Annotated in this window: 10 protein-coding genes; 2 read left to right on the top strand and 8 right to left on the bottom strand. The window is 61.6% G+C overall.

From position 1 onward, the window contains the following. Positions 1 to 30: 30 nt before the first annotated feature. From MOV74_RS02485 to MOV74_RS02460, 6 genes are all read right to left on the bottom strand, one after another. Positions 31 to 1,224, bottom strand: a complete 1,194-nt coding sequence (locus MOV74_RS02485) for an ABC transporter substrate-binding protein (protein WP_246917465.1) — start codon at positions 1,222 to 1,224, stop codon at positions 31 to 33. Between the two features lie 85 nt (positions 1,225 to 1,309). Then, positions 1,310 to 2,905 carry a class I adenylate-forming enzyme family protein gene (locus MOV74_RS02480; protein WP_246917462.1) on the bottom strand — a complete coding sequence of 532 codons (1,596 nt, stop codon included), beginning with the start codon at positions 2,903 to 2,905 and terminating at the stop codon, positions 1,310 to 1,312. A gap of 232 nt (positions 2,906 to 3,137) precedes the next feature. Beyond that, positions 3,138 to 3,917 carry an SDR family oxidoreductase gene (locus MOV74_RS02475; RefSeq protein WP_246917459.1) on the bottom strand — a complete coding sequence of 260 codons (780 nt, stop codon included), beginning with the start codon at positions 3,915 to 3,917 and terminating at the stop codon, positions 3,138 to 3,140. 268 nt (positions 3,918 to 4,185) lie between these two features. Then, positions 4,186 to 4,890 carry an SDR family NAD(P)-dependent oxidoreductase gene (locus tag MOV74_RS02470; protein WP_246917456.1) on the bottom strand — a complete coding sequence of 235 codons (705 nt, stop codon included), beginning with the start codon at positions 4,888 to 4,890 and terminating at the stop codon, positions 4,186 to 4,188. Positions 4,891 to 4,909: 19 nt separating this feature from the next. Further along, positions 4,910 to 7,228 carry a molybdopterin-dependent oxidoreductase gene (locus MOV74_RS02465; RefSeq protein WP_246917453.1) on the bottom strand — a complete coding sequence of 773 codons (2,319 nt, stop codon included), beginning with the start codon at positions 7,226 to 7,228 and terminating at the stop codon, positions 4,910 to 4,912. A 10-nt stretch (positions 7,229 to 7,238) separates the two neighbouring features. Continuing rightward, on the bottom strand, positions 7,239 to 7,859 hold the full coding sequence (locus MOV74_RS02460; RefSeq protein ID WP_246917448.1) for a TetR/AcrR family transcriptional regulator: 621 nt from the start codon (positions 7,857 to 7,859) through the stop codon (positions 7,239 to 7,241). A gap of 168 nt (positions 7,860 to 8,027) precedes the next feature. Here MOV74_RS02460 and MOV74_RS02455 point away from each other — a divergent pair, with 168 nt between their 5' ends. Beyond that, positions 8,028 to 9,224 carry an acetyl-CoA C-acyltransferase gene (locus MOV74_RS02455; RefSeq protein WP_246917445.1) on the top strand — a complete coding sequence of 399 codons (1,197 nt, stop codon included), beginning with the start codon at positions 8,028 to 8,030 and terminating at the stop codon, positions 9,222 to 9,224. A 97-nt stretch (positions 9,225 to 9,321) separates the two neighbouring features. Then, entirely contained in the window at positions 9,322 to 10,524 is a 1,203-nt protein-coding gene (locus MOV74_RS02450) for a multidrug effflux MFS transporter (protein WP_246917441.1), read from the top strand. Between the two features lie 35 nt (positions 10,525 to 10,559). Here the strand turns inward: MOV74_RS02450 and MOV74_RS02445 are convergent, their stop codons facing one another. Together MOV74_RS02445 and MOV74_RS02440 are read right to left on the bottom strand one after the other, a co-directional pair. Continuing rightward, a complete protein-coding gene (locus tag MOV74_RS02445; RefSeq protein WP_246917438.1) occupies positions 10,560 to 11,213 on the bottom strand; it encodes a flavin reductase family protein in 654 nt (217 codons plus the stop codon). Positions 11,214 to 11,290: 77 nt separating this feature from the next. Beyond that, on the bottom strand, positions 11,291 to 12,028 hold the full coding sequence (locus tag MOV74_RS02440) for an SDR family oxidoreductase (protein ID WP_246917435.1): 738 nt from the start codon (positions 12,026 to 12,028) through the stop codon (positions 11,291 to 11,293). Between the last annotated feature and the right edge of the window lie 16 nt (positions 12,029 to 12,044).

Here is a 12,044-nt window from a genome sequence, read left to right as displayed (position 1 = left end):
TAGATCATCCGCATGTTCAGAAGGTACAATTCACCTTCCGTCAGCGCTGAGTACGTCGCCGAATTGCTCCCACGTGGTCCCGTTCCAGCGCTGAAGCTGGAGTTGCGTGTACGCCATGCTGCCTTCGGGGCCCGTGTTGACCACGACACCCGGTATGGAAGTGGGAAGAGACAGCCCGCGTATGCTCCGCGATTGCTTGACGATGTTCTCGCGCGAAAGATCGTTGCCGCACTGCTTCAGCACCTGCTCCAGGATCTGTCCCTGCTGGGTACCGAACAGATAATTGTTGTCGCCGATATCCGCGCCCGGCAGGTATTTGGCAAAAAAGTCCCGGTACCACTTAATGCCCGGATCGTCTGCCCATTTCTTGTCGTTCGGATCCTTCGTGATGGTCGCGGCGACGATGCCCACGGCCTTTTCCGGTCCCGCGGGGACGATGGTCGACGACACGGAGCTCGAAACGAAGTTGATCAGGAACAGAGGCTTCCAACCGATCTCATCGACTTTCTTGATGGCCTGCGCTGCGAATTTCGGTGTGCCGGCCACCAAAAAGGCCTCTGCCCCAGACGACTTCAGCGACACGACGTGGGAATCAATGGTTGGCTCGGTCACCTCATAGGAGGACACGACGACTTTCTTGTCGAAATCGTCCTTCAGGTAGGCCTTGAATGCATTGACGAAGTCCTTACCCAAATCGTCGTTCTGATAGAGTATGGCGATCTTCACGTCGGGCCGGGTCTGGGTGATGTATTTTGCGTAGATTCGTCCTTCGGTGTCGTAGCTTGGCAATCCCGTCGTGGTCATGGGGAATTCAGTGAACTTCGTGAACTTGCTGACGCCGCTCACGACAAACAGGTGCGGCACTTTCTTCGCGTTGACGTACTTGATGGTGGCGCTGATGCCGGGCGTACCCAACGGGCCAAACAGGAACGCCACCTCGTCGCTCTCGATGAGTTTCCTGGTCTGCTCCACCGTCTTGGGAGGGCTGTAACCATCGTCGTAGGTGATGAGGTTGATCTTCCGTCCGTTGATGCCGCCACGCTCGTTGATCGAATTGACGTAGGCGATCATGCCCTTTCCGGTATTGCTGAGCGGCGAAGCGGGGCCGCTAAAAGGGAACGTCGCCCCTATCTTCACCTCGGATTCGGTGACGCCCGGGGTCTGCGCATGCGCGCCGGCTATGGATGCCGCGAGCGCGGCTACAATCATGGCGCTTCTCAACATTGTCATCTCCCTACGGCGACAAGTCCGTCGCTCACCGTTCTTTCCTGAACCGGCATATTGCCGTTCAAATCACTCCTGACGCCCGTCAGCCAGCGGCTGCCGCACGGGACGCCTTCGGGGCGGCCTGTTCGTTCGCCATCTCCCGTAGCTTGTGTTTCAGTATCTTGCCGGTGGAGGCCGAGGGCAGAGCGTCAAGCACGATCAATTCGGTCGGACGCTTGTAGGACGTGAGCAATTGGGCCGTGTACGCCTTGAGGTCTTCCGCGCCGATGCTCGCGCCGGGGAGAAGCTGAACGAACGCGACGACCTCCTCGTTGCCCTCGACCTTTCGTCCGACGACGGCCGACTGAACGACCTGGTCGTGAGCGTTCAGGACCGCCTCCACCTCGGCGGGATAAACGTTGAAGCCGGAGCGGATGATAAGCTCCTTGGTGCGACCAGCGATGTAGAGATGCCCCTTGCCGTTCACCCGCGCGAGATCCCCCGTGTTGAACCATCCCTGCTCATCGATCGCCGCCGCCGTCAGGTCGGGCGCACGATAGTAGCCGAGCATGATGTTCGGACCTCGAACGTGCAATTCGCCCACCTCTCCGATCGCCACCTTTTTTCCTCGCTCGTCCACGATCCGGTGCTCAATGCCAGGAAGAAACGGGCCGACCGACTCGTCCGGGACAGGCTGTTCCGAACGGACCCCCGTGAGCCCCGGTGAGCATTCCGTTATGCCGTAATTGTTCAGCAGCGGGATTCCAAACTCGTCCTCGATCCGCTTCTTGAGGTCGAGGTCGAGCGGAGCGCCGGCGACGGCCATGATCCGCAGGCTGCCCCGTTCGAGCTGTTGGATGCCCTTGACCGCCTTGTGTTCGAGCAGACGCTGATATGTGGCAGGTACGCCAAACAGGCTCGTAATCCCTTCCTCGGCGATGGCGTGAGCCAGCGCAGCGGGATCGGCCTTGGCCACGACATGCAACGTGCCGCCGTGCATCAGCGTCGAGATCAGCAAGATCGCATACCCGACGATGTGCGACATCGGCAGCACGCCGTAAATGCGGTCGCCTGGACCGCTTCGGCGAAGGATTCCCGACGTCCTTGCGGTGAAGAGGAGGTTGCGGTGACTCAGCATGACGCCCTTCGGTGCACCGGTCGTGCCTGAGGTGTATAAAAGGCCTGCGACCTGGTGGGCGCCATCCTTCTCGACGGGCTCCGCTTCGGCATCCGCATTGAGAGGACCGATGCCGATTCCGTCGAACGGCCCCACGGCGCCGATTTTCGCACCGATGCGGCTGGCATGGTCGGCCGCTTCCTTCGACAGCGCCGAGTTGAACAGTACGCGTCTGGCACCGCTGTGCGTCCCGATCAGGTCGATCTCTCGGGGCGAAAGGCGGGGATTGACCGGAATACCCCAGGCACCGAGCTTGCTGGCTGCGAAGAGCATCACGCCGAGGGCCACGCTGTTCTCACTGGCAATCATCACGCGATCACCGGGCCTGATGGCCAATCCGGCGAGATTCTTTGCCGCAGCGTCGACCGCATCCGAGAACTGCCGGTAGCTCCAGGCACGCCCGCCTTCCACGAGGGCCGGATGATCCGGAATATCCCGCACGAACGGTGCGTAGACCTCGTGAACTCTGGACGGCAAGCCGTCCAGCAGTTCGGCTGCGGTGAGCTCGTCCACGCTCCTCATGCCATCCTCCCTCGCGCCTTGTTTTCGGCAGCGTGCGCGGCCCCCTTCAACCGGGAGGTCCGCACCCTTCATTCCTATCGGCCGGCTGAGTAAACCGTTCTAAAATAGAACTGTCAAGACAAGTGAACGTCAATGAACCAGCAAAATACGGATTCCCTTGGTGCAGAAACTGAATTCTAATTTAGAATTGGTCATCTTTGCGCAATTGTTCGGAGGGATCAGCTGAGCGCAATTACCATTTCTCGACCCACGGCCGCAGCACGACTTGAAAAGCCCAGGTCGACCGGTGCTGGCGGTGCAGCTGCAGATAGGTTTCCGCGATATGGACAGGGTCGGCCATGTTGTCGTCCACGGTCGTTCCCGCCAGCCGGTGCGCGCGGGTCCCGTCCTCCTGAGTCCAACCGATCGCGGCATCGATCGGCACATTCGCCACGTGGATTCCCTGCGGCATCAATTCTCTCGCCAGGCTTTGCGCGAGTCCGGACTTGGCATGGCACGCCATCGCAAATGCACCACTTGATGGAAAGCCCTTGAGCGCCGCGCTGGCGTTCGTAAAGATGATCGTTCCTCTCGTACCATTGACGTCGGGTTCGTTTCCGAGCATGAGCCGAGCTGCCTGTTGACCCACCAGAAACGCGCTGAATGCCGAGTTTCGGATTGTTTCGAGCGCCATCATCGGGTCGGCTTCGAGAATGCCCTTTCGGAAAATGCCGGGAACGCGGCCATCGATGTTATGCACGACAAGCCTCGGCGTTCCGATCTCTCGAGCGACATTCGCGAACAGTTGTGCCACGGCAGCCGGTTCGCTTGCATCGCAGGCGTACCGACGCACGCCGTGCATCTTTTCGAGAGTCTCAAGGACGGCTTTTTCCGGATTCCTGGCTGCGACGGCGACACGCATCCCGTTTTCCGCGAACAGCCTGGCGCAACTCGAACTGATGCCCGGGCCACCACCCACTATAAGCGCAACCTCCTGTGTAGAAGTCTGGGTGCCGGGGCTGGACTGAATCATGTTGCTTCCTCCGATGCATTTGATGGCCGTCAGGATCTTCTCTCCGATCGTACACGCGAGAAATGGGGCCGCGCCTGCGCGACCCCATGGTCGTCAGCGGGCTGCCCCAGCGATGACGGGGTAGTCGGTGACGCGATCCCGGATCGCGCACAGCAGTTCGTCCGTCCCCGTATCAACCGAGATGGATCCATCAGTCACGTTTCTGACCTTTCAAGTCCCGCGGAGAGCTCTCCAAAGTGACCCAGCGCGCCGTGTCCGTGTTCGAACATCACCAAATTTCGTTGAATGGCCGCAGTTCCGTGAGAAACGACCAGGCCGAGCGGTCCTGACCGTAGAGATGCAATAATTCGTCGGCGATCGCCGCCGGCTTGATGAAGAATTCATCCGGTTTGTCGCTCATCCGCGCGCGCATCCGGGGCGTATCGATAACGGCGTCGATGAGAACGTAGGAGACGTGCACACCGAGAGGTCCCAAGTCACGTGCGATCGACTCGGCCAGAATGCGCTGCGCCGCCTTTGTCGGAGCGAAGCCGGCGAAATTGGCCTTGCCTCGGATCGAAGACGTGTTTCCGGTCACCAGGATTGCGCCCTTGCCCCGATCGATCATGTCAGGCGCCAGTTCGCGTGACAGGTACAACAGGCCCATCACGTTGACCTCGAAGTTGCCCTTCAGCATCTTCGGATCGATCTCGCGAAAATTCCCCCAGCCCCCACCGACCGCGTTGTGGATGAGAACGTCAGCCGCGCCAAAGCGGCGCTTCACGTCACTGACCACAGTCCGCACCTGGCCTTCGTCCGAGACGTCGCAGGTCACCGCGTGCACGTCCGGAAGCTCTTGCGCAAGTCGATTGATGAGGTCCGCTGAGCGGGCAAGCGCGATGATACGAAACCCGCCAGCAGAGAAGCGCTTGACGATGGCGGCTCCCGTGCCCGGCCCTACTCCCGTCACGATCGCGATTGGTTTCTCGGTCATTAGACCTCCCCTCGAGCTCTTATCCGGCCGCTCTTTTATGAATTCGTTCGGACTGCGACTGATAGGCGGCAGCCTCGTGCCCTGACACCAGGGTCAAACGCACCGGAACGTTCTTGTGGTACGGCGTGCCCGCAATGGGATCGCGGTTGCCGCTCTCGGTGAGCAGATTGATGCGTGGCCCGTTGATCAGGCGCTCTCCATCGGGCGTGGGGTATGCCTGACCGTACCCGTGCGGCAGCGCCAGCTGGCCATTCCGCATGGAGTTATCGACCTGGCAGCGAACGACGAGACGCCCGACCGCCGACTCCACGGCGATCCAGTCGCCATCCTTCGCACCCAGCTCACGCAGATCGCTCGAATTGATCAACAAGGCGCCGTCCGGGTCCTCGCGACGCCACGCGGGATCGCGAAAGATCTGGTTGGCGTTGAACATGCGGCGACCACCCGCCGCCAGCATGAACGGGAACTCGCTTGGCGCGCCCACGGCTTGCGGATCGAGACGCGCCAACCATTCCAGCATCTGCGGGACGACCAGCCGAACCTTGCGATCCGAATGGCTGATCAGTGACCAGACCTCGTCATAGTCGTGCCGGGTAACCGCTGCACCCTGCCGGGCGGCCACGATGGTGTCGAAGAGGAGATCTCCGAGCTGCTGGTCCGCCACCTCGTCGGAGGCGCCGATCGCCCGCCGCACCGCTTGCGGCGATCGCTTCGCGCAAGCCAGCGCGGCGCTCCACATCGGTGCCGCGGCCGCGGTACCGTCGGGAAGCGTCTTTCCCAGCGTATGGTAGAGCACCAGGGCGGGCACTGCCGCAGGGTTTTCCGCGATGAAAGCACGAAAGGCCGCGGCGAATTCAGCTCGCGAGCGCCCTGCTATTTCCCGCAACGGCGCGAGCACATTGTCACCCGGCAGAAGCCCCATGGCGACGGCAAGCCGCGTGTAGATTTCTGGCTCCGGCAAGGTGCCAGCAAGGGGCGGCAAGACACCGGCACGAACGTGAAAATAGTTTGTCGGGAACTCGTAGTTAAAGAGAGTAAATTCGGTCTTCTCGTATTGTGTGGACGCCGGGAGAACGTAATGCGCGAGCCGTGCGGTTTCGGTCATCGCAACATCGACGACAACGCATAGTTCGAGCGATTGCAGCGCGCGTTCCACCGCCGCCGTGTTGGCCGCCGTGTTGGCAGGATTGGAGCTATCGATCCAGGCGCAACGTAAGCGGTCCGGATGGTCCTTGAGCACCGCTTCGGGGAAGATGTTGGGCGGCAACAAGCCGCCAATAATTGCGTCGCCGGTCGGCGCGAATGTCTGGTTCGGCGAATTTCCCCATAGCGGTTGAAGCCAGCTATGCAACTGGTTGGTGCCTTCCCGGCCGAAATTGCCGGAAAGCATGATCAGGAGCTTCTCGAGATAGGAGTTGAGAGTCGAGTTGACGCCTTGCTGGATGCCGAGTTCAACCCGAACCACCATGGCCTTCGCGGCCGCAATCATGGCGGCGCAGCGCTCCAGCTCCGCGATGGAGATGTCGGCGGCGGCCGCCCATTCCTGAACCGGGATGTTCAGTAGCACCTGCCTCACTTCCGCGAAGCCGATCGTGTGCTCCTCAATGAACTTGTGGTCAAGCCGGTCGGAACGGACGAGCGTGGCCAGCAGCGCGCCAAGAAGAAACGTATCGCCGCCGGGACGAACCGCAAGATGCAGATCGGCCATTTTGGCGGTTTCGGTTCGCCTGGGGTCGATGACGATCAGCTTGCGTGCGGGATCCTTGCTGATCTGATTGAGATGGTCGCGCGCATTGGGGAAGCCGTGCGCGATCCAGGGATTGGCGCCGATGACAACCAAGAGATCGCAATGATGCACATCCTCTGTCGTGTGGCAGGTTTGGCTGCCGAACATGTGGCCATTGACCCAGAAGTCGCCGGTTTTTTCCTGCGAAAGGGCGTTGAAGACGCTGCGCGAACCGAGCGCGCGCAACAAGCCACTGGCATAGGCGCCGCCGGCATGGTTGCCCTGCCCGCCGCCGCCGTAAAGGGCAATGCTCTTGCCACCGTGCCTGTCGACGATGTCCCGCATCCGCTGCGCGATTTCTGCGATCGCCACGTCCCATTCGATCTCGTCAAAGCCGCCGTCGGACCGCCGACGCAGCGGGGTCGTGAGCCGATCCCTGTGGTGCGCATAATAGGGAATGCGGGTCGCCTTGTTGCACAGATAGCCTTGCGACTTCGGATTTGAACGGTCGCCCCGCACTTTCTCAAGGCGCCCGTCGTTCACCAAGACTTCGATACCGCAATTTACGTAACACAGGTTGCAGGCCGTCTTGAGCCACTTACCGGCCGTCATGGTGACCTCCCTATTTGTCGCAGCGTATCGCCTTCTTTGTTCTGCGCCGGGGCTTCTGTCTCCGGCGGCCTGCAGTCATACGTCCGGCATCGAGAATGCTATCGGAAAGTTTCCCGGCACCGACAGCACGCGACAGCACGATCGATCCAACCATGGCTGCAATGGCGCCCGTCGCGATTTGGCGAGCCTGTTCGGGCGCCTCATCGGGAAGCAGCTCGACAAAGACGTCGATCATATTTTCCAGTTTGGAAGCCAAGGCCCGCCGCTCGCCGGGGCTCGATCGAGCGACATCAGCAGCCAGGGCTGGAAGCGCGCAACCGTGTCTTGGATTGTCGCGATGCCGGGGGCTGAGATAGTCGGCGATCAACGCCTCGAAGCGATCCTCGTCGCCCTTTCCGTTCGCCAGTCTTTTCCACCGCTCGACCATTTGGTCCATTGCAAAAGCGATTGCCTCGCCGACAAGCGCGGCACGCGAATCGAAATGGTTATAGAACCCGCCATGCGTCAGACCCGCGAGCTTCATCAACTCGATAACACTGAGCCCCTCGGCGCCGTTTTGACGCAAGCCGTAGGAAGCATTTTCAACGATCCGTTCGTGGGTTTGCCGCCTGTGGTCTTCGACGTAACGCATCGCCTCTCCGTGAAAGCTCATGGGTAGCCAGCTGTACAAGCCGTTCCCATCCCCTCCCTGCAATTCTGGAACCGCGCTTTTGCAGACCACGGCAACATTTCATTGCAATGCCGGCTATCTTATATGACTATCGTCATATAACAACAGCGATCAACAGGAGAATTCGCCATGGCTGCCGCTTCCGATCCCGTCGTCATCCTTTCCGCCGCCCGTACGCCGCTCGGCCGCTTCATGGGCGAGCTCTCGCCGCTCAGCGCACACAAGCTCGGCTCCCATGTGATCGGAGCTGCTCTGGAGCGGGCCAAGCTGGCGCCCGAGCGGATCGACGAGGTGTTCATGGGCAACGTGCTGCCGGCCGGACAAGGCCAGGCGCCGGCGCGCCAGGCCGCTCGTGGCGCCAAATTGCCGGATGCCACCGGCGCCACCACCATCAACAAGGTCTGCGGCTCCGGCATGAAGGCCACCATGCTTGCTCACGACATCATCAATGCCGGTTCCGCCGAGATCGTTCTGTCCGGCGGCATGGAGAGCATGAGCAATGCGCCCTATTTGCTGGCCAAGGCGCGTGGCGGCTATCGCGCTGGCCACGACCGCATCATCGACCACATGTTGATGGACGGGCTGGAAGATGCATATGAGACCGGACGCTCGATGGGCGACTTTGGCGAGGCCACGGCGGAGGCCTATCAATTCACCCGCAAGGACCAGGACGACTATGCGATCGAGACCTTGACCCGCGCCCGCAAGGCGGTTGAAGGCGGCGCGTTCAAGGCTGAGATCGTTCCGATCACGTTGACCGAGAAGGCCGGGCCGAGGATCATCTCCAATGACGAGCATCCCCTCAAGGTCGATCCCGCCAAGATCCCAGGACTGAAAGCCGCGTTCCGTGCCAACGGCACCATCACGCCCGCCGCCTCCTCCGCCAATGCTGACGGCGCTGCGGCGCTCATCTTGGCGAAGCGCTCGCTGGCCGATCGCGACGGCCTTCCCGTGCTGGCCGAGATCAAGGGCCATGCCACCCACAGCCAGGAGCCACAATGGTTCACCACGGCCCCGATCCCGGCTATTCGCAAGCTGCTGGACAAGGTGGGCTGGAGCGTTGGCGACGTCGATCTGTTCGAGATCAATGAGGCCTTTGCCGTCGTAGCGATGGCGGCGCAGAAGGATCTCGGCATCCCCAGAGAGAAGCTGAACGTCAACGGCGGCGCCTGCGCGCTGGGTCATCCCATCGGCGCCACCGGCGCGCGGCTGATCGTGACGCTGCTGCACGCGCTCGAAGCGCAGAACCTCAAGCGCGGCGTCGCGTCGCTCTGCATCGGCGGCGGCGAAGCCACGGCCATAGCGATCGAGCGAGTCGTCCGCTGACACCACGGCTGCCCGGACAAGAAGCGGCTCGGCGAGTGGCGTGAACGCGTCACTCGCCGCTTTGCAACCAATCTCTTTTTATCAGTGCAAAGTCTAGATGGCTGACCAGATCAAGAACAGGCCGAGGGACGTTCCCACCTCCAGCGCCCTGCCGATCGCGGTCCTTTCCGTCCTGGCCGCAATGGGCACGCTCGCGACCAACATTCTGCTGCCGTCTCTGCCGCAGATTGCGATCTCACTGAATGTCACGAGTGCGGCGGTCACGTCCGCCATCACGGTCTTTCTGGCAGAGTTCGGGTTGGGCCAGCTCCTGGTCGGACCGCTCTCGGATCGCTACGGAAGACGTTGGCCGGTCCTGATCGGATTTGGCGTGTTCTTCGCCGGCAGCGTTTGGTGCGGTCTGGCAACCGATCTGCCCAATCTCCTGATCGGCCGCGTCGTGCAGGCAGCAGGGGCTTGCGCGACCTCCGTGCTGTCTCGCGCCATCGCCCGCGACATGTTCAGCGGCGCGGCACTGGCACGCGCAATGGCGCTCATCATGATCGTGATGTCCGCCGCCCCCGGGTTCTCGCCGCTGCTGGGTGGCGCACTCGACCACAGCTTCGGCTGGCGCGCCGAATTCGCGCTGGTCGCTGCCTTTGCCGCAGGCGGCGCCGTCGCCTACAGCATTGTTCTCGGCGAAACCCACCATTCGATCCGTACGCCGTTCAATCCGATTGTCATCGGCAGGACCTATGCCGGCCTGATTGGCGACCATCGCTTCGCTATTCCCGCGGCCACCTCGAGCCTCATCATAGGCGGTTTGTTCTCGATGTTTTCGGCTGCACCGCGCCTATTCATCGAAGCGCTGCACTTCACGCCGATTCAGCTCGGCCTCTTCTTCGCCGGCACCGTCTTTATCGTATTCGCGGCTGGCCTGCTGGCGACGAGATTGGCGCCACGCTACGGGCTCGATGGCCCGATCCGGGCAGCATTGTTGGCGACAGCGGCCAGCAGCCTGGCGGTTCTGCTCATCTCGATGCTCAACCCGACTTTCTTGCCGTTTCTGGGCGCGATGAGCGTCTATCTCCTCGGCATGGGGATTGTCAGTCCACTGGCCACCGCACGCGCTCTCTCTCCATTCGGCAACAAGGCCGGCGCGGCCTCGGCGCTGCTGGGCTTCTCGCAGATGATGACCGCCGCAATCGGCGTGTGGCTTGCTGCCACGGTATCGCAAGAAGCGATGCTGGCCCTGGGCGTCGTGTTGAGCGCGTTTTCGATGCTGGCCCTTGGCCTGTACGCGTGGGGGCCCGGGACTTGATCAGCTTGTGACTCCACACGCTCCCCGGCACGGCATCAGGTGCCGTGGAATTCCGGCTTGCTGCTGCCGGGCGGGCGCTTCATCTCGAACATGTTTTCGGTCCTGACCTCGAGGTAATCTCCACCCCGGCCCGCACGCAGTATCGGACGCGCAAGTGCCGTGTTGTAGACGCCGTCCTCGATCAAGGATTTGTCGATGTAGACCGCGACAACCTCGCCAAGCACGAACCAACCTTCGACCTTTTCGCCGCGTGCGTTGGCCAGTTGAGAGACCTCGACGACCTTGCATTCCATGGCGGCCCTGCTCTCGCCCACCCGCGGCACACCAACGTGGCGCCCGGGTATCGGCGTCAGTCCGGCTGCTTCGAACTCGCTCACGCCGTGATCGAGCGGTGTCGCTGTCACGTTCATGCGCTCACCAAGATCCATGGTGACCAGATTCCAGACGAACTCGCGGGTCTCGCTGACGTTCTTGACCGTGTCCTTCCACGAAATCGAGGAGAACCCGATGATCGGAGGATCGTAGAGGAACGCGTTGAAGAAGCTGTACGGCGCGAGATTAAGTTGACCAGCCGCATTCCGCGACGAAATCCAGCCAATCGGACGCGGCGCGACAATCGCGTTGAACGGATTATGCCGGAGCCCGTGCCCCTTCGAAGGCTCGTAATAGTGGAAGTCGGACGGATCCATAAGGTCCCTTTCCCGAGGTCGACGAAAATCGGCCATCGCTCGCTAAACGCGCTCCATCACACCGCAAGCGGCTCCCGCTACCACTTCTCGCCGAACGGACGAATCTCCAGCTCGAAAGTCCAGGCGCTTTTGGGCTGCTGATAAAGCAGCCAGTAGGACTCCGCGACCGACGATGGCGGCATCAAGAGATCGGGGTCATCCAGCGCATTCGGACCGAGCGCCTCGATTCGCCGCTGGCGGACCCATTCGGTATCAACGCCGGAATCGATGATGAGGTGGGCCACGTGGATGTTCTTTGGACCCAGTTCGCGCGCGGTCGCCTGGGCAACGGCGCGCAGGCCGAACTTGGCGCTGGCGAAGGCTGCGTATCCGCTTCCGCCGCGAAGGCTCGCGGTAGCACCGGTGAAGAAGATATTGCCCTTGCCGCGGGGCAGCATCAGGCGGGCTGCCTCACGGCCGGCGAGAAAGCCGGAATAGCAGGCCATCTCCCAGACCTTGCGGAATACGCGTTCGGTCGTATCCAGGATCGGAAAATTGACGTTGGCACCGATGTTGAAGATACAAACCTCGAGCGGCGCGTGCTTGTCCGCGTCGCCAAGAAATGAGACGATCTCCTCTTCCTTGCGCGCATCGAGGGAGCGCGCATGGATTTCGCCGCCCGCCGCCTCGATTTCCTTGACCAGCGGCTCGAGCTTGGCGCCATTGCGGCGCCCGGCGAACACGGTGAAGCCCTCTGAAGCGAACTTCTTGGCGATCTCGCCGCCGATATAGTCTCCGGCGCCGATCACAGCCACGGTTGCGTTTCTTTTTTTCAAGGATGTCCTCCCGGTA

It is taken from the genome of Bradyrhizobium sp. SHOUNA76 (assembly GCF_023006445.1).
Taxonomy (GTDB): Bacteria; Pseudomonadota; Alphaproteobacteria; order Rhizobiales; family Xanthobacteraceae; genus Bradyrhizobium.
This window is presented reverse-complemented; position numbering and strand designations above follow the sequence as displayed.

Excerpts from the sequence above, each read along its gene's own strand:
- MOV74_RS02485 (WP_246917465.1), bottom strand. The coding sequence starts at position 1,224 with ATGTTGAGAAGCGCCATGATTGTAGCCGCGCTCGCGGCATCCATAGCC.
- MOV74_RS02480 (WP_246917462.1), bottom strand. The coding sequence starts at position 2,905 with ATGAGGAGCGTGGACGAGCTCACCGCAGCCGAACTGCTGGACGGCTTG.
- MOV74_RS02475 (WP_246917459.1), bottom strand. The coding sequence starts at position 3,917 with ATGATTCAGTCCAGCCCCGGCACCCAGACTTCTACACAGGAGGTTGCG.
- MOV74_RS02470 (WP_246917456.1), bottom strand. The coding sequence starts at position 4,890 with ATGACCGAGAAACCAATCGCGATCGTGACGGGAGTAGGGCCGGGCACG.
- MOV74_RS02465 (WP_246917453.1), bottom strand. The coding sequence starts at position 7,228 with ATGACGGCCGGTAAGTGGCTCAAGACGGCCTGCAACCTGTGTTACGTA.
- MOV74_RS02460 (WP_246917448.1), bottom strand. The coding sequence starts at position 7,859 with ATGCGTTACGTCGAAGACCACAGGCGGCAAACCCACGAACGGATCGTT.
- MOV74_RS02455 (WP_246917445.1), top strand. The coding sequence starts at position 8,028 with ATGGCTGCCGCTTCCGATCCCGTCGTCATCCTTTCCGCCGCCCGTACG.
- MOV74_RS02450 (WP_246917441.1), top strand. The coding sequence starts at position 9,322 with ATGGCTGACCAGATCAAGAACAGGCCGAGGGACGTTCCCACCTCCAGC.
- MOV74_RS02445 (WP_246917438.1), bottom strand. The coding sequence starts at position 11,213 with ATGGATCCGTCCGACTTCCACTATTACGAGCCTTCGAAGGGGCACGGG.